18 protein-coding genes are annotated in these 17,061 nt (G+C 68.5%); 12 read left to right on the forward strand and 6 right to left on the reverse strand.

Features of this window, described 5'->3' with window-relative positions; all coding sequences use genetic code 11:
- Positions 1-45: 45 nt before the first annotated feature.
- On the reverse strand, positions 46-2,169 hold the full coding sequence (locus JOE53_RS03320; RefSeq protein ID WP_204946788.1) for a S9 family peptidase: 2,124 nt from the start codon (positions 2,167-2,169) through the stop codon (positions 46-48).
- A 176-nt stretch (positions 2,170-2,345) separates the two neighbouring features.
- On the opposite strand from JOE53_RS03320, the gene JOE53_RS03325 reads away from it, so the two are divergent.
- The 7 genes from JOE53_RS03325 to JOE53_RS03355 all read left to right on the forward strand — a co-directional run bounded on the left by JOE53_RS03325 (position 2,346) and on the right by JOE53_RS03355 (position 8,599).
- A complete protein-coding gene (locus JOE53_RS03325) occupies positions 2,346-3,686 on the forward strand; it encodes an inorganic phosphate transporter (RefSeq protein WP_204946789.1) in 1,341 nt (446 codons plus the stop codon).
- Positions 3,686-4,018 (forward strand): hypothetical protein, encoded by a 333-nt coding sequence (locus JOE53_RS03330; protein ID WP_036289744.1) that lies wholly within the window; start codon positions 3,686-3,688, stop codon positions 4,016-4,018. The genes JOE53_RS03325 and JOE53_RS03330 overlap by 1 nt, the downstream gene beginning before the upstream one ends.
- Before the next feature lie 87 nt (positions 4,019-4,105).
- Positions 4,106-5,011, forward strand: a complete 906-nt coding sequence (locus JOE53_RS03335; protein WP_036289745.1) for a phosphodiesterase — start codon at positions 4,106-4,108, stop codon at positions 5,009-5,011.
- Positions 5,012-5,090: 79 nt separating this feature from the next.
- On the forward strand, positions 5,091-5,486 hold the full coding sequence (locus JOE53_RS03340) for a MerR family transcriptional regulator (protein WP_036289752.1): 396 nt from the start codon (positions 5,091-5,093) through the stop codon (positions 5,484-5,486).
- Positions 5,483-6,469: an aldo/keto reductase gene (locus JOE53_RS03345; RefSeq protein WP_204946790.1), complete on the forward strand. Its 987-nt coding sequence runs from the start codon at positions 5,483-5,485 to the stop codon at positions 6,467-6,469. The genes JOE53_RS03340 and JOE53_RS03345 overlap by 4 nt, the downstream gene beginning before the upstream one ends.
- 147 nt (positions 6,470-6,616) lie before the next feature.
- On the forward strand, positions 6,617-8,074 hold the full coding sequence (locus JOE53_RS03350) for an aspartate ammonia-lyase (protein ID WP_036287668.1): 1,458 nt from the start codon (positions 6,617-6,619) through the stop codon (positions 8,072-8,074).
- 81 nt (positions 8,075-8,155) lie between these two features.
- The gene (locus tag JOE53_RS03355; protein ID WP_204946791.1) at positions 8,156-8,599 is read left to right on the forward strand and encodes a DUF4190 domain-containing protein; all 444 of its coding nucleotides are present in this window, start codon (positions 8,156-8,158) and stop codon (positions 8,597-8,599) included.
- Between the two features lie 58 nt (positions 8,600-8,657).
- Here the strand turns inward: JOE53_RS03355 and JOE53_RS03360 are convergent, their stop codons facing one another.
- Positions 8,658-9,524 (reverse strand): fumarylacetoacetate hydrolase family protein, encoded by an 867-nt coding sequence (locus tag JOE53_RS03360; protein ID WP_204946792.1) that lies wholly within the window; start codon positions 9,522-9,524, stop codon positions 8,658-8,660.
- A 222-nt stretch (positions 9,525-9,746) separates the two neighbouring features.
- Between JOE53_RS03360 and JOE53_RS03365 the strand changes: the two genes are divergently transcribed.
- Positions 9,747-10,115: an FKBP-type peptidyl-prolyl cis-trans isomerase gene (locus JOE53_RS03365; RefSeq protein ID WP_135948361.1), complete on the forward strand. Its 369-nt coding sequence runs from the start codon at positions 9,747-9,749 to the stop codon at positions 10,113-10,115.
- 157 nt (positions 10,116-10,272) lie between these two features.
- Entirely contained in the window at positions 10,273-10,836 is a 564-nt protein-coding gene (locus tag JOE53_RS03370) for a YceI family protein (protein ID WP_204946793.1), read from the forward strand.
- Here the strand turns inward: JOE53_RS03370 and JOE53_RS03375 are convergent.
- The 3 genes from JOE53_RS03375 to JOE53_RS03385 form a co-directional block, all read right to left on the reverse strand.
- A complete protein-coding gene (locus JOE53_RS03375; protein WP_204946794.1) occupies positions 10,802-11,821 on the reverse strand; it encodes a DMT family transporter in 1,020 nt (339 codons plus the stop codon). The two genes, JOE53_RS03370 and JOE53_RS03375, sit on opposite strands and share 35 nt — an antisense overlap.
- 114 nt (positions 11,822-11,935) lie before the next feature.
- A complete protein-coding gene (locus JOE53_RS03380; RefSeq protein WP_204946795.1) occupies positions 11,936-13,234 on the reverse strand; it encodes an MFS transporter in 1,299 nt (432 codons plus the stop codon).
- On the reverse strand, positions 13,231-13,452 hold the full coding sequence (locus tag JOE53_RS03385) for a DUF167 domain-containing protein (protein ID WP_036287653.1): 222 nt from the start codon (positions 13,450-13,452) through the stop codon (positions 13,231-13,233). The genes JOE53_RS03380 and JOE53_RS03385 overlap by 4 nt, the downstream gene beginning before the upstream one ends.
- 160 nt (positions 13,453-13,612) lie before the next feature.
- On the opposite strand from JOE53_RS03385, the gene rpsO reads away from it, so the two are divergent.
- Positions 13,613-13,882 carry a 30S ribosomal protein S15 gene (rpsO, locus tag JOE53_RS03390; protein WP_005048780.1) on the forward strand — a complete coding sequence of 90 codons (270 nt, stop codon included), beginning with the start codon at positions 13,613-13,615 and terminating at the stop codon, positions 13,880-13,882.
- Between the two features lie 113 nt (positions 13,883-13,995).
- Here rpsO and JOE53_RS03395 read toward each other — a convergent pair whose 3' ends face one another.
- A complete protein-coding gene (locus tag JOE53_RS03395; RefSeq protein ID WP_036287650.1) occupies positions 13,996-15,006 on the reverse strand; it encodes an isopenicillin N synthase family dioxygenase in 1,011 nt (336 codons plus the stop codon).
- A gap of 176 nt (positions 15,007-15,182) precedes the next feature.
- Here JOE53_RS03395 and JOE53_RS03400 point away from each other — a divergent pair, with 176 nt between their 5' ends.
- Both JOE53_RS03400 and JOE53_RS03405 read left to right on the forward strand, forming a co-directional pair.
- Entirely contained in the window at positions 15,183-16,379 is a 1,197-nt protein-coding gene (locus JOE53_RS03400; RefSeq protein WP_187289899.1) for an LLM class flavin-dependent oxidoreductase, read from the forward strand.
- Positions 16,376-17,038, forward strand: coding sequence for a CE1759 family FMN reductase (locus JOE53_RS03405; RefSeq protein ID WP_036287646.1), 663 nt, complete (start codon positions 16,376-16,378; stop codon positions 17,036-17,038). Before JOE53_RS03400 ends, JOE53_RS03405 begins: the two co-directional genes overlap by 4 nt.
- The last annotated feature ends 23 nt before the right edge of the window (positions 17,039-17,061 follow it).

Raw genomic sequence — 17,061 nt, forward strand, 5'->3', positions numbered from 1 at the left:
GGCGTGCGGGGGACAGGTCCGGGGGCAGGTACGGGGAGGGGGGAATCAGTCCTCGGCGAGGCCCAGCACGTCCAGTAACCAGGCGAGCTCGAAGGCGCGCTGCTGCCAGGAGTTGTAGCGCCCGGAGACACCGCCGTGGCCCGCGACCATCTCGCACTTCAGCAGTGCGTCAGCACCGACCTCGCGCAATCGCGCCACCCACTTGGCGGGTTCCACGTAGTAGACGCGGGTGTCGTTGAGCGAGGTGGTCGCGAGGATCCGCGGATACGTCACTCCCTCGCGCACGTTCTCGTACGGCGTGTACGACTTCATGTACGCGTAGACCTCCGCGTCGTGCAGCGGATCGCCCCACTCGTCCCACTCGATCACCGTCAGCGGGAGCGAAGGATCGAGGATGGTCGTCAGGGCATCGACGAAGGGGACGTCGGCGAGGATGCCGGCGAACAGCTCGGGGGCGAGATTCGCGACCGCGCCCATCAGCAGACCGCCCGCAGAACCGCCTTCGGCGACGAGGCGGTCGGGTGCGGTGACGCCCGTGTCGATCAGATGACGCGCGACCGCGACGAAGTCGGTGAAGGTGTTGCGCTTGTGCTGCAGCTTGCCGTCCTCGTACCACTGCCGTCCGAGTTCGCCGCCGCCGCGAACGTGCGCGACGGCGAAGACGACGCCGCGATCGAGCATCGACAGACGCGCCACCGAGAAACCGGGTTCGATGGAGTGCTCGTAGGACCCGTACCCGTAGAGGTGCAGCGGACGCGGCGCGTTCCCCGGCTCGCCGAACGACCGCTTCCACACGATCGAGACGGGCACGTGGGTGCCGTCGGATGCCGTGACCCACTCGCGCCGCTGCCCGTAGGCCGACGGATCGTATCCGCCGAGCACGGGCTGGCGCTTGCGCAGGTGCAACTCACGCGCCGCCACGTCGTAGTCGTAGATGGTCCCGGGGGTGAGGAACGAGCCGTAACCGAGCCGCACCACGGGCGGGGCCCATTCGGGATTGCCGCCGGCTCCGGCGGTGTAGAGCTCCTCCTCGAAGGCGAGCTCGTCGATGCTGCCGGTGGCGTAGTCCAGGATCCCCATTCGCGACAGCCCGTCGCGTCGGTACGACACGACCCCCCAGTCGCGGAAGGCGGACATATCCAGCACGCGCCGCCCGGGAGTGTGGGCCAGCACGACGTCGCGTTGGCCCTGCGGATCGGATGCTGCGACGCGCACCAGTTCGAAATCGAGCGCGCCGTCGTTGTGCACGATGTAGAGCACGTCCTCGCCGCCCACGACGGCATGGGTGGCCGAGTACTCGACGCCTTCTCGACGCGGCCAGATGGATCGCGGTTCGGAACGCAGATCGGTCGCGTCGACGAGGTACTCCTCGGTCGTGATGGAGGAGCCCACCTCGATGACCAGGTACTTCTCGCTGCGCGTGAAGCCGGCACCCACCCAGTAGCGCTCGTCCGGCTCGTGGAACAGGCGCGCGTCGGCTGCGGCATCGGTGCCGACCTCGTGCAGCCACACGGTGTCGGGTCGCCACGCGTCGTCGACCGTCGTGTAGATGATGTACCGGCCGTCGGGGGAGAACGACGCTCCCGCCGAGGTGTTCTCGATGACGTCGGGCAGGTCCTTCCCGCTGACGAGGTCGCGCACACGCAGCGTGTAGCGCTCGTCGCCCTCCACATCGACACCGAAGAGCAGTCGAGAACCGTCGGTCGAGACGTCGAAGCTGCCCAGGGAGAAGAACTCGTGACCGTCGGCCTCGACGTTGCCGTCGAGCAGGACGATCTCGGCGGGGACGTCGACGCCCGGCGTCAGGACAGGCGGCGTCCAGTCGTCGGGGCCGGCCAGAGGCGCGCGGCATTGGATGCCATACTGCTTGCCCTCGACGGTGCGCCCGTAGTACCACCATGCGCCCTGACGCGTCGGAACGGACAGGTCGGTCTCGAGGGTGCGAGCCTTGATCTCGTCGAAGATGCGCTGGCGCAGCCCCGCGAGGTGGGCCGTGCGCTGCTCGGTGAAGGCGTTCTCGGCTTCGAGGTGCGCGATGACCTCGGCATCCTCCTTCTCCCGCAGCCACTCGTAGTCGTCTCGCACCTCGTCGCCGTGATGATGGCGAAGCGTCGGACGGGCGGCGGCGACGGGGGCGGACAGCGGCGTGGAGGACGTCTCTCGGGTCACCGCTCCACGCTAATCCACGCCCGGCGTGTCGGGGCGGGATCGCCGTTCTGCGAGGGGCCTTGAGTGTGGGAGTATTTCTGTGGTCCGGTTGCCGGAGTATGAACCCACGGTGAACTCTTCGTTCGCATCGCCGATTCCGTCGGCTCCCTTCCTGTGAATCCCGACGAAAGCGAACTGTGGAAACCGCTGCCCTCATCGTCGTGCTGGTGATCGCGCTGGCGCTGTTCTTCGACTTCACGAACGGCTTTCACGACACCGCGAACGCGATGGCCACCCCGATCGCGACCGGTGCCCTCAAGCCCAAAGTCGCCGTTCTGCTCGCCGCGAGTCTCAATCTCGTCGGCGCCTTCCTGTCCACCGAGGTGTCGAAGACGATCTCGCACGGGATCATCCGCGAGGACCAGATTGAGCCGCTCGCGTTCCTGCCGATCATCTTCGCCGGCCTGATCGGTGCGATCACCTGGAACATGCTGACCTGGCTGCTGGGTCTGCCCTCCAGCTCCTCGCACGCCCTGTTCGGCGGGTTGATCGGGGCGACGCTCGTCGGCGCGAGCGCGGCGGCCATCGATTTCGGCATGGTGCTGAGCAAGGTCGTCCTGCCGGCATTGATCGCCCCGTTCACGGCCGGTGTCATCGCCTTCCTGGCGACGCGGCTCGCCTACGCGATGACGCGTCGCTACGACAACAAGCCCGACGGTCGCGACGGGTTCCGCTGGGGCCAGATCTTCACCTCCTCCCTCGTCGCCCTCGCCCACGGCACGAACGATGCGCAGAAGACGATGGGTGTCATCACCCTCGCGCTGATCATGGCGGGCTGGCAGAGCGGTGCCCATGCCGACCCGCAGCTGTGGGTGATCCTGGCCTGTGCGTTCACGATCGCGCTCGGCACCTACATGGGCGGCTGGCGCATCATCCGTACGCTCGGCAAGGGGCTCACCGACGTGAAGCCCGCACAGGGCTTCTCCGCCGAGACGTCCACGGCGGCGACCATCCTCGCCTCCAGCGCGCTCGGCTTCGCGCTGTCGACGACGCAGGTCGCCTCGGGCTCGGTCATCGGCTCCGGACTCGGGCGGCGGGGCTCGAAAGTGCGCTGGCGCACCGTCGGGCGCATCGCCGTGGGATGGGTGCTGACGCTGCCCGCCTCGGCCGCCGTCGGTGCCTTCGCCGCACTGCTGGTCGTCTGGTTCGCAGGCGCCGGCATCGTCATCGACGCGGTGCTCGCCGTCGCGATCATCGTCGGTCTGTTCCTGCGCTCGCGTCGCACGCACGTGGACTCGTCGAATGCGATGAGCGAGGTCGCCGACTCGGGGCTCGCGGTCAAGGTCAAGCGCAACCCGCCGCCCACGCGTCGTCAGCGCGCGATCCTGCGCGCCGAGCGCGCGCAGCAGAAGGCAGACCGGGCGAAGGAGCGGGCGAAGAGCACGGCGCCCGGCGGGAAGAAGCCCTCGGCCACGAAGCCTTTGGCCACGAAGCCTTCCGCCGAGAAGTCCGGTGCTGAGAAGACGGGGGAGCGCTGATGGGTATCAGCATCGACTGGTTGGCCTTCGTCCAGGTCTTCGCCGCCGCCTTGATCGGTGCGCTGCTCGTCGTCGGCTTCTATGCGGGCGGTCTGCGGCTGCTGGTACGTGGCGGACGGGCGCCCATCGTCGCTCCCGCAGAGTTCACCGACGCGATCACCGTGATCAGCGAGAAGGAGGCGCGTCGTGCGGCCAAAGCCGCCGCGAAGGCGGCGAAGAAGAGCCCCCTGACCGACGGGCAGAAGCGTCTGGCGCTGATCGGTGCCTACCTGTCATTCGCACTGTGCGGCGTCGCGGTTCTCGCTGGGCTCGCCCTGATCGTCCTGCACTGACCCACCGGCATCGCGATCGCGGGCGCCTCACGCCCGGAACTGCGGGAGGGTCCGCCCCGCGTCGGCGGCGGCGCCTAGGCTGACCTCATGGCCCCTGCCTCGTTCTCGTTCGGCATCCATCCGCCCGCCCAGCGCGTGATCGTCCATCTCAGCGATACGCATCTGCTCGCCGGGAACCGGCCCCTCGGTGGCCGATACGACACCGCCGCCAACCTCATCGCGACATTGGCGGCAGTCGAGCGCACCGGCGTCAAGGCCGACGCCATCGTGTTCACGGGCGACCTGACCGATCTGGGTGAGCCGGACGCCTACGCCGCCCTGCGCGCCGAGGTCGAACCCGTCGCTGCGCGGCTGGGTGCGCCCATCGTGTGGGTCGCGGGAAATCATGACGAGCGCCCCGCGTTGCGTGCGGGACTTCTCGACGAGGCGCCGAGTCTCGAACCCGTCACCGGTGTGTGGGACCTCGGCGGACTGCGCCTGATCGCTCTCGATTCCTCCGTGCCGGGGTGGCATCACGGTGACCTGGATGCCGCACAGCTGGACTGGCTCCGCGGCATCCTCGCCGAACCGGCGCCGCTGGGCACCGTGCTGGCTCTGCATCATCCGCCGCTGCCGAGCCACATCCCGTTCTTCGATATCCTCGAACTCCGTCATCAGAGCGAGTTCGCGGCGGCGCTCGCCGGCAGCGACGTCCGCGCCATCCTCGCCGGACACCTCCACTACGCCACGGCGGGCACCTTCGCCGGCATCCCGGTCAGCGTCGCATCGGCGACCTGTTACACGATGAACCTCCAGCGTCCGCCGCAGGAGGTCAACGGCATGGACGGCGGACAGTCCTTCCATCTCGTGCACGTCTACGACGACACCATCACGCACAGCGTCGTCCCGGTCGGTGAGGCCGAGACGGCCGAGGTCTTCAGCGAGGAATGGACACGGGCGATGGCCGCACTCGACCCGGAGGAGCGGCTCGAGGCCTTCTCCCGAAAGCGCTGAGATCGCGAGGTGTCCCGGGCGCGGCAGATGCGCTCATGCGGCTTGACTTCGAGTGCACTCGAAGTTCTACCGTGGGCACATGACCCTGCTCCCCGTCCCCGCGCGCGAGGGCGTCTCGATCGCCGAGGCCGCCGCCGCCACCGACGTCTCGACGCACACCCTGCGCTACTACGAGCGCGAGGGGCTCATGCTGACGCCGATCGACCGCGCCTCCTCCTCGCACCGCCGCTACTCGGATGCCGACATCTCCTGGGTGCGCTTCCTGACGCGGCTGCGCCTCACGGGCATGCCGATCGCCGGCATCCGCCGCTACACCGAGCTGGTGCGCGTGGGGGAGTCCACCGTGCCCGAGCGCCGGGAGCTGCTCGTCGCCCATCGCGAACGTGTGCGCGCACAGCTCGACGAGATCACCGCGAGCCTGCGGGCCATCGACCACAAGATCGACATCTACGACAAGGAGATCTCACTCTCATGAAGACCACCACTCTGGGAACCTCCACCCCCATCGAGGTCAGCCGCATCGGCCTCGGACTGATGGGCATCAGCGCCTTCTACACCGGCGCCGGCCAGGACGACGCCGACGGGGCGCGCACGATCCTCGGCGCCCTCGACCGCGGCGTCACCTTCCTCGACACTGCGGAGATGTACGGGCCGTACACGAACGAGGAACTCCTCGGCAAGACGCTGGCCGAGGCGGGCCGCCGGGACGACGTCGTCATCGCCACGAAGTTCGGCACGATCCGCCACACGACGACCGGCGAGCGCGGGCTGGACGGCACACCGGCCAACGTGCGGCTGGCCGTCGAGGGGTCGCTGCGCCGGCTGCGCACCGATCGCATCGACATCTACTACCAGCACCGGATGGACCCTGCGACGCCCATCGAGGACACGGTCGGCGCGCTGGCCGAGCTCGTCGCCGAAGGCAAGATCCGCGGCTACGGCCTCTCGGAGGCCTCGGTCGCGACGATCCGTCGCGCGCACGCGGTCCATCCCGTGACCGCGATTCAGACCGAGTACTCACTGTGGACGCGCGACCCCGAGGCGGAGCTGCTGCCGGCGCTCGCCGAGCTCGGCATCGGGTTCGTTCCGTACTCTCCCCTCGGGCGGGGGTTCCTCACCGGCGCGATCCGCTCGCTGGACGCGCTCGACGAGGATGACTTCCGCAAGAGCAACCCGCGTTTCGCCGACGGCGCGTTCCAGGCCAACCTCGCGATCGTCGACGAGGTCGAGAAGGTCGCCGCGGATGCCGGCGCCACCCCCGCTCAGGTGGCGCTGGCGTGGCTGCTGGCCCAGGGGGAGCACATCGCGCCGATCCCTGGCACGCGAAAGCTCACCCGCGTCGAGGAGAACATCGCAGCGGTCGACCTGGTGCTGACGCAGGACCAGGTGGCCGCGCTGGCCGCCGTCGGCTCTCCGGTCGGCGACCGCTACGCCGACATGTCGACCGTCAACCGCTGACCGTCGAGGTGCCCTTCGTCGCGGCCTCGGCCGCGGCGGAGGGCACCCGTCTGTCCGGGTGTACGCCGTGTACACCCGGAACGTATCGACGCCGCGGGTAGGCTCGACCCCGACCACCCGAGGCGACGACCCAAAAGGACTGCACTCATGGCACCTGCCGCAACGACGCGCACCGAGACCGACTCCCTGGGATCGATGGAGATCCCCGCCGATGCATACTGGGGCATCCACACCGCCCGGGCCCTGGAGAACTTCCCGATCTCCATGCGGCCCATCTCCGTCTACAAGGACCTCGTGACCGCGCTCGCGATGGTCAAGCAGGCATCCGCCCGCGCGAACCTCGAGATCGGGGTGCTCGACGCCGAACGCGCCGACCTCATCGACCGCGCTGCCCAGCGCGTCATCGACGGGGATTTCCACGACCAGTTCGTCGTCGGCGTCGTGCAGGGCGGCGCCGGCACCTCCACCAACATGAACGCGAACGAGGTGATCACCAACATCGCGCTCGAGCTCGCGGGTCGTCCCAAGGGTGACTACGCGTACCTCTCGCCGATCGATCACACCAACCGCTCGCAGTCGACCAACGATGTCTACCCGACCGCGGTGAAGGTGGGGCTCAGTCTCGATCTGAAGACCCTTCTGGAGGAGCTGGACCTCCTGCGCCAATCGTTCCTTTCGAAGGCGGTCGAGTTCCACGACATCCTCAAGATCGGTCGCACCCAGCTGCAGGATGCCGTGCCGATGACCCTCGGCCAGGAGTTCCACGGTTTCGCGACGACCCTCGGCTACGACCACCAGCGCCTCACCGAGAACGCGTACCTGCTGTTCGAGATCAACATGGGCGCCACGGCGATCGGCACCGGCATCACGACCCACCCCGGTTATGCGCCCGCCGTCCTACGCCACCTGCGGGAGATCACGGGCCTCGACCTGGCGACCGCCGACGATCTGGTCGAAGCCACGAGCGACACGGGGTCGTTCATGTCGTTCTCCTCGACCCTCAAGCGCAACGCGATCAAGCTCTCGAAGATCGCCAACGACCTGCGGCTCCTCTCGAGCGGACCGCAGGCGGGCCTCGGCGAGATCAACCTTCCGGCCCGTCAAGCCGGATCCAGCATCATGCCCGGCAAGGTGAATCCGGTCATCCCCGAGGTCGTCAATCAGGTCGCGTTCTCCGTCGCCGGTGCCGACCTCACCGTCACGATGGCCGTCGAAGGCGGTCAGCTCCAGCTGAACGCGTTCGAGCCGATCATCGCCCACTCGATCTTCCAGTCGATCACGTGGATGCGACGCGCCATGCGCACCTTCCGCATCAACTGCGTCGACGGCATCACCGCGAACCGCGAGCGTCTCGGCGCCATGGTCGGCTCCTCGGTCGGTGTCGTCACGGCCCTCACCCCGTTCATCGGCTACGCGGCGTCGGCGGCTCTCGCCAAGACCGCGCTGCTGACCCACCGCAACGTCGGTGACCTCGTCGTCGAAGCCGGGCTCATGACTCGCGACGAGGTCGACAAGCAGCTCTCTCCGGCGCGGCTGTCGGGCCTGGAGGCGATCACGCAGGCCATTCCCGTCGTACAGCCCGCCGAGAACCTCGTCGAGAGCTGACGAATCCTTTGCGCGAGACGCGCGCGGGCCGATAACGTCGCTGTCAGCAACGCGCCGCACCGGCCGACCGAGGAGAGACGCATGACCGACCCCACCCAGCCCCCTGTGAATCCGCAGACTCCGCCGCCCGCCGCGCCGCCCGCCGCGCCGCCGCCGTACCAGCAGAGCGGCTACGCGGCCGCTCCCGCGTACAACGGCGGACCCGCGGCATCCACGGCCGTGCCGGGACGCACGCTGGGGATCGTCGCCCTCGTCCTCGCCATCGTCCCTGTGGGACTGCAGCTGATCGGCCTCATCCTCGGCATCGTCGCCCTCGTGCAGTCCAAGAAGGCCGGCGCGAAGAACGGCATGGCGGTCGCCGCCATCATCGTCAGCTCCGTGCTGATCGTGATCGGCATCATCATCGGCATCGTCGTCGCGGTCGTGTTCGCCAACACGGCCGGCGACCTCATCCAGTTCTGCGCCAACAACCCGAGCGGGGTGTACGAGCTCAACGGCAAGACCATCACCTGCAACGGCGGCTGAGTCGCCCGCAGACGACGCCCCGGTGTCCGCCGACGCGGATCACCGGGGCGTCGTGCGTTCAGTCGAGAATGCGGCAGTGAGTGGTGAGCTCACCGATGCCGTCGATACCCACTGTCACGATCGAGCGGTCGCGCAGGAAGATCTGCGGATCGCGAGAATACCCCGCCCCTCCTGGGCTTCCGGTCGAGATCAGGGTGCCGGGCAGCAGCGTCGCCGACTGCGACAGATGCGCGATCAGGGTTGCCACCGAGCGGATCATCTGTCCCGTCGAGGCGTCCTGCACGGTCTGACCGTCGACGACCGCCCAGATGTGCAAGTTCTGCGGGTCGGCGATCTCGTCGGCGGTGACGACGAAGGGACCGTTGGGGGTGAAGCCGTCGAACGACTTGCAGCGTGACCACTGCGCTTCTGAGAACTGGATGTCGCGCGCGGTGATGTCATTGACCACCGTGTACCCCCAGACATGGGCCAGCGCGTCCTCCGCGGCGACGTCCTTGGCGGACGTACCGATCACGACTCCGAGTTCCGATTCGTAGTCGACCGACTCGCTGAGCGATCGCGGCCACGAGGTCGTGGCGTCGTGTCCGGACAGCGAGTTCGGCCAGAGCGCGAACACGGTCGGAGCAGTGTCGGCCTTGAGTCCGAGCTCGCTGGAGTGCGCCGCGTAGTTCAAACCGACGGCCAGGACGATGGGCGGCGCGTCGACCGCGGGGCCGAATGTCAGGCCGTCCAGAGGGATGCCGTCGACATCGCGGGCAGCCTCGCGCACGCGAGCGAGGAGCTCGTCGCCCCCCTCGATCAGGGCCTGCAGCGTGCGCGGAGCCGCGTCGAACAGGTCCGCCACGGGGGCGATCCGTCCGGGTGCGACCACGACGACCAGCTGCGGATCGTCCGTTTCGGGCAGGAGGACGTGGGCGAAACGCATCCCTCCAGGGTAGTGCGGGGCGATGAACTCCGCAGGTTTTGGTGATTTCGGTCACCGCGCATCTGCCGTACAGATTCTGCTCATACACAGACTCAGCGCCCGGTGCCGCGGCGATGCCTGCGTGTCTCCCGGGCGCTGAGTTGGCCTGCATTCATTGTGTTCCGAGCTCTCGGAGGGTGTCAAGAGGGTGCCCGGCCCATCCGCGCATGCTTGGATGGGGGTATGACCGAAGAGCGCACCAAGCCCGAGTTCGACGCCCCCGCAGGACCTGCTCCCGCCGACCTCGTCATCCGCGACATCATCGTGGGTGACGGCGACGAGGCGAAGCCCGGCGACAACGTCACCGTGCACTACGCCGGCGTCGAGTACGAGTCCGGTGAGGAGTTCGACTCCTCGTGGGGTCGCGGCGAGTCGATCCAGTTCCCGCTGCGCGGACTGATCCAGGGATGGCAGGACGGCATCCCCGGAATGAAGGTGGGCGGACGTCGCGAGCTGATCATCCCGCCCCACCTGGCCTACGGCCCCGCCGGTGGTCACTTCCTCGGTGGCAAGACGCTGATCTTCATCATCGATCTGCTCAAGGTCGGCTGATCGGACGCTTTCGTGGGGAGGGGGTGGATGCCGCGGCATCCACCCCCTCCTCGTCTCTCCCGGATTGTTCCTCGAGAGTTTTTCCATGTGTGGGAATACATACGGATTCCGCGTGTTGACTAGCCGCAGACCGTTTCCCCGACGAAGGATGGCAGACATGACCGACACCACCACCGTTCCCGAGATCCCTGGCTACAAGGCCGGCACCTGGGTGCTCGACCCCGCGCACAGCGAGGTCACCTTCAGCCTCCGCCACATGATGATCTCGAAGGTGCGCGGCGTCTTCGGTCTCAAGAGCGCCACCATCGATGCTCCGGAGAACCCGCTCGAGGCGAAGGTCAGCGCGACCGTCGACGTCGCCTCCATCAACACGAACGACGAGAACCGCGACAACCACCTGCGCAGCGCCGACTTCTTCGATGTGGCGCAGTTCCCGACGATCGAGTTCGTCTCCACCGGTGTTCGTTACCAGGACGGCGACTTCCTCGTCGACGGCGACCTCACGATCCACGGTGTCACCAAGCCGGTGACCTTCGAGCTCGAGTTCGGCGGCTTCGGCACCGACCCCTACGGCAACTACAAGGCCGGTGCCACTGCGACGGGCGTCATCAACCGCGAGGACTTCGGTCTGACGTGGAACGCGGCCCTCGAGACCGGTGGCGTGCTCGTCGGCAAGGACGTCACGATCACGCTCGACCTGCAGGGTTCGCTCCAGGCCTGAGTCCCTCCGTCCGACGGCGGTCGTTCCCGTTCCCGCGGGACGGCCGCCGTTGCGGCATTCGGAGTCGGTTCTGCGCGAGGAGGATGCCGAGGAATACGATCCCGGCGCCGACCGGCTCGTGCCAGCCGATGCGTTCACCGAGGACGAGAAAGCCCAGCGCCACGCCCACGACCGGCGTGATGTACGTCACGGTCGACGCGGCCGTGGGCCCCCAGGCCCGCAGCGTGTTCTGGTTCCAGATGTAGGCCACGCCCGTGCCGAGGCAGCCCAGCAGCACCATGCTCACCACGATCCACGGGTCCAGCCGTACGGGCGTGAGGGCCACGGCCGGCGCCACGATCGTCATGATCACCGCGGCGATCCCGATGTTCACGAACGAGAAGGCGAGAGGGCTCATGCCCGAGTTCGCGAGGAAGCGGCGCATGTACGCGAGGCTGAAGCCGTAGCACGCGGTCGCGCCGAGAAGGGCGAGCTGAGCGAGCAGGCTCTGCGTGAGGTCGAGGCCGGTCCACGGTGCGATGATCACGACCACCCCGCCGATGCCGAGGGCGATGCCCGCGATCTGCACCGGCTTCAGACGCTCCACGCGGAACACGAGCGCTGCCATGATCGCGGTCATGATCGGCGTCGTCGCGTTGTAGATGCTTCCGAGGCCCGACGACACGTGCTGCTCGGCCCACGAGAACAGCAGGAACGGCACGACGCAGAAGCTCACCGCGAGCACCGTCATATGGCCCCACACCCGCGCGTTCTCGCGGCCCAGACCGGGCAGTCGGTCGCGACGGATGAGGACGAAGACCCCGAGCGTGGCCGCGCCCAGCACGAGACGCCCCCACGCGACCTGCGCGGGAGAGATGCCGCCGAGGGCGACCTTCATGAACAGGAAGCTCGATCCCCAGATGATCCCCATCAGGACGAACTGGACGGCGATCGCCGCCGAGGACGGCCCCGGGCGAACCGGGGTGGGAGCGGGCGAGCGGGTCACGCGCCGACTCTAGCGGCGGCCACGGACGCCGTCGGCGCCCGTGGTATGCCACGTCCGAAACCCGCCGAAGCCTGGCAGGAATCGGCCGCGGCATCGGGCGTCAGGGATCGAGCGTTAGGGGACGGGGTTCTCGGCGTCGTAGCTGCGGAACCCCGGGTACAGACGCGCGAGGGTCGCGACGATCGCGACGATCAGGATGCCGCCCACCAGCGGCGGGAACCAGAGCGTGGTGATCGTGGCGAGCGTCCCCGCGTAGAGGGCTCCGATGCGGGGGCCGCCGGCCACGACGACGATGAAGATTCCTTGCAGCCGTCCCCGCACGGCATCCGGCACCGCAGCCTGCAGCATGGTGGAGCGGTAGATCGCGCTCACGTTGTCGGCGGCGCCGCCGACGGCCAGCGCCACGCAGGCGGCGACGATCATCGCGATGTTCGCGTGGTCGGCATCCACTGCATTCGGGGCGCCGACGCCGACCGCGGCGAGCACCAACGCGAGAGCGAAGGCGCCGATGGCCGCGCCGTACACCTCGACCGCGCGCGCGATGCCTCGTCCATGCCAGCGATATCCGCCGACGCGCCCGGAGAACAGGCTCGAGAGGAAGGCGCCGGCCGCGATCGCGGCGGTGAGGATGCCGGCCGTGACCGGCCCGCCCCCGAGCAGCACCATGCCGAGTGCCGGGAAGAGGGCGAGCGGCTGGCCGAAGGTCATCGCGACGGTGTCCATCACGAACTGCAGGCGGATGTTCGGCGCGCGTTTCAGGAACGCGATCCCGTCCTTGAGCGACTCCAGTCCCGGGCGCACCGTCTCGCCCTCGGGGCGCATGGCGGGCAGTGTCCAGAGCCCGAGGAACAGGCTGAGCATGAGGATGACGTCGATCGAGTAGGTCCAGGCGTATCCGGTGGTCGCCACCAGGATCCCCGCCAGTGCGGGGCCGGCCATCACCATGATGCCCACCGTGACGCCCTGCAGGGCCGCTGCGGAGGGCAGCAGCTCGCGGGGGAGAAGGCGTGGGATGATCGCGGAGCGGCTCGCCATCACGATGGAGTTGGCGGCCGCGTTGACGACGCTGAGGACATAGAGCGACCAGACCGCCTCCTGCTGCGTCCAGGCCAGAACGGCCAGCAGCAGCGTGGAGGCGAAGGTGACGGTCGCGGCCGTCAGAGCCACCGTGCGTCGGTCGAAGGCGTCGGCGAGCATGCCGCCGTAGATGCCCGCGAGCACCATCGGCACCAAACCCGCCACGGCGATCATCGAGACGGCGAACGTCGACGATGTCAGTGCGTACATGTGCAGCATGACGGCCATGATCGTGAGCTGGCCGCCGAGCCCCGACAGCGTCGAGCCGATCCACAGCCGCGCGAACGCAGGGCTGTGCCGGAACGGCGTCAGATCGATCAGGTGGCTGCCGCTCATGCGTCCACCTCGACGCGCTTGTGACGCGAGGCGTGTCCGCGGAGGATCGTGACGTCGCGCGGCGCCACGCCGAAGTGATCGGCGAGTACGCGCGTCACCGCGTCGTTGGCTGCGCCGTCGACGGCGCGCTCGCGCACGAAGACCGTGAGGCCCTCGGCATCCTGCTCGACGAGGGGGCCCTTGCGGCTGCCGGGTTTGACGTGGACGGAGAACTGCACGCCTGAAGCCTAAGAGGATTCGCCCGGGCCGCGGCGCCGAGTTTCCGCGACGGGCTCGGCGCTGGTAGACTCCTGAGGTTGCCGTTCGATCGGCCGCGGATAAAGAGAGCCCACGCATCAGGCGTCGGGCGCCGCGCAACGAAGAGGAAGGGGATCACCTATGGCACTGGAAGCAGACGTCAAGAAGGCGATCATCGAAGAGTACGCGACGCACCCCGGTGACACCGGATCCCCCGAGGTGCAGGTCGCGATGCTGACGCAGCGCATCAAGGACCTCACCGAGCACCTCAAGGAGCACAAGCACGACCACCACTCGCGTCGTGGCCTGTTCCTGCTCGTCGGTCAGCGTCGTCGCCTGCTGGGTTACCTGCAGGACATCGACATCAACCGTTACCGCTCGCTCATCGAGCGTCTCGGTCTGCGCCGCTAAGGCTTCGCGCCCAGCGTTCAATCGCGCAAAACATTCTTGGAGAGCCTCCCCACGGTGTGGGGAGGCTCTCGTCATTCCACGGCATCGTGAGGCGCTGACGCCCGGCGCCGGCGTCAGGCGCGGGCGGCGAGCAGGTCGGCGTGCCAGCGCTCGGCGACGTCGGGATGCGCGCGCAGGCGCGACTTGAGGGCGTTCTCGCCGTAGAGGCCGTGAATCGGGTTCGTCGGGTCCTGCGTCACCCCGCGCGCCTGCGCGGCCATCTCCAGCGGCAGTTCGATGAGCGGCAGCCGCGCATCGAGGGCGGGGTTGAAGAAGAAGGGCACCGAGATGCGGTCGTCCGGATGCCGCGGCGAGACGACTCGGTGATTGGTGGCGATGAGATAGCCGCCGGTCGCGTACTCGAGCATCTCGCCGATGTTCACGACGAAGGCTCCCGGCACGGGCGGCGCGTCGACCCATTCGCCGTCACGCTCGACCTGGAGCCCACCCTTGCCGGGCTCGACCCACAGCAGTGTGACGACGCCTGAGTCTTTGTGCGCACCCACGCCCTGCGCGGGCTCGGGGGAGGCCGAGCCGGGGTAGCGCACGATCTTCAGCAGCGTCGAGGGTTCTCCGAAGTGGTCGTCGAAGTATCCTTCGGAGGCGCCGAGGGCGAGCGCCCACGCGCGCAGCAGCTTTCGCGCGACGCCGGTGAGGTGCTCCTGCCACAGCGCGGCGACCTCGCGCAGTTCTGGCTGAGCCGCCGGCCAGAGGTTCGGGCCGATCAGTCGCGCGAAGTCGGGAGCGGCGGGGTCCGTGACCGCCTCCCGTTCCGGCCCGATGTCGATCTGCTCGCGCCAGTCGACCTTTCCCTGGGTGCGTTCCCCGCCCACCCGCGTGTACCCGCGGAAGTGCGGGCTCGTCACGTTCTCGATCGCGAGCTTGTCGGCCTCCGGCAAGGCGAAGAAGTCCCGCGCTGCGCGATGCAGGCGCTGTTCCAGCTCGGGGGTGACGCCGGTGCCGGTGAGATAGAAGAACCCGACGTCGTGCGTCGCCGATCGCAGCTCGTCGCGGAAGCGCGCTGCCGCCGCCGGCCCCGCGTCCAGCAGCGAGAGGTCGAGCACGGGGAGAGTGGGATCGCTCATGAGGCGAGGGTAGGCGTCCTGGTGCCGGCGCCGGCGGCATGTTGCGTCCGGTTACCGGTGTGCGGGTCGGGAATAACTTGGACACCGCGGTGTTGTACGAGATACATTCACTTGCATGGAATGGATGCCGAGGCATCCGGAAGGCGAAGGACACCGTGAACGAGAAGAGCCCGCAGATGCAGTTCGGCATCTTCACCGTCAGCGACATCACGCAGGACCCCACCACGGGCCACACGCCGAGCGAGGCCGAGCGCATCCGCGCCACCGTGGAGATCGCGAAGCACGCCGAAGAGGTGGGCCTGGACGTCTTCGCGCTCGGCGAGCACCACAACCCGCCGTTCTGGTCGTCGTCGCCCACGACGACGCTGGCGTACATCGCCGCCCAGACCGAGCGGCTCATCGTCTCGACCTCGACGACGCTGATCACCACGAATGACCCCGTGAAGATCGCCGAGGACTACGCGATGCTGCAGCACCTCTCCGGTGGCCGCATGGACCTCATGCTCGGCCGCGGCAACACGGGGCCTGTCTACCCCTGGTTCGGCAAGGACATCCGTCAGGGCCTTCCGCTGTCGATCGAGAACTACGCGCTGCTGCACAAGCTGTGGCGTGAGGACGTCGTGGACTGGGAGGGCAAGTTCCGCACCTCGCTGCAGGGCTTCACCGCGACCCCGCGGCCCCTCGACGGCGTCGCGCCCTTCGTCTGGCACGGCTCGATCCGCACGCCCGAGATCGCGGAGCAGGCCGCGTATTACGGCGACGGCTTCTTCGCGAACAACATCTTCTGGCCGGCCGAGCACTACCAGCGCCTCATCGGTCTCTACCGCCAGCGCTGGGAGCACTACGGCCACGGCGCACCGGAGACGGCGATCGTGGGCCTGGGCGGCCAGGCGTTCATGGCGAAGAACTCGCAGGATGCCGTGAACCAGTTCCGTCCGTACTTCGACAACGCCCCGGTGTACGGCCACGGCCCGTCGATGGAGGACTTCACCGAGATGACGCCGCTGACCGTCGGCTCGCCGCAGCAGGTCATCGACCGCTACGCGGGGATGCGCGACATCTTCGGCGACTACCAGCGCCAGCTGTTCCTCATGGATCACGCCGGCCTGCCGCTGAAGACGGTGCTGGAGCAGCTCGACTTCCTCGGCGGCGAGGTCGTGCCGGTGCTGCGCAAGGAGTTCGCGAAGGACCGTCCCGAGAACGTGCCGGACGCCCCGACGCACGCCTCTCTGGTCCGCGCCGCCTACGGCGACGGACCCTCACGCCAGGCGACGCCGCGCGCCAACCGCGGTGACAACCTGAGCGGGCCGTCGCCCTACCAGGACGCCCCCGCCCCCGCCGGTGCCGCGTTCGGAGTGGGGGCGACCCGATGAGCGCGCGTCGCATCGCCGTGGTCTCGGCCGGCCTGTCGAATCCCTCGTCCACGCGCATGCTCGCCGACCGCCTGGCGGCGGCGACGGTCGCGGCGCTGGCTGAGCTGACGGGTCCTGACGGCGCGCCCATCCAGGCCACCGTCGACACGATCGAACTGCGCGATCTCGCACACGACATCACGAACAACCTCCTGACCGGCTTCGCTCCACCCGCGCTGGAGTCGGCCATCAACACGGTCGTGTCGGCTGACGCCCTCATCGTGGTCACCCCGATCTTCTCCACGAGCTACTCGGGGCTGTTCAAGTCGTTCATCGACGTGCTCGACCCCGACGCGCTCACGGGCAAGCCCGTGCTGATCGGCGCCAATGCCGGCACGGCGCGGCATTCGCTCGCGATCGACTACGCCATCCGCCCGCTGTTCGCCTACCTGCACGCCGAAGCCGTCTCGACGGGTGTGTTCGCGGCATCCAGCGACTGGGGCGCCGCAGCCGATCAGGTCGCGCCGCTGAGCTCGCGCGTCGAGCGCGGTGCCCGCGAACTGGCCGAGGCCGTCGCGCGCCGTCAGCCCGCCGGCAGCGACGACCCGTTCGACCCCGCGAACTACCTCGGAGAGGGACGTTCCTTCGGTCACCTGCTCGGCGGTCTCGCCGGGGAGTGACTCCTGACGACGCCCCCGATCAC

This window comes from Microbacterium laevaniformans, from assembly GCF_016907555.1.
In the GTDB taxonomy this organism is placed as follows: Bacteria; Actinomycetota; Actinomycetes; order Actinomycetales; family Microbacteriaceae; genus Microbacterium; species Microbacterium laevaniformans.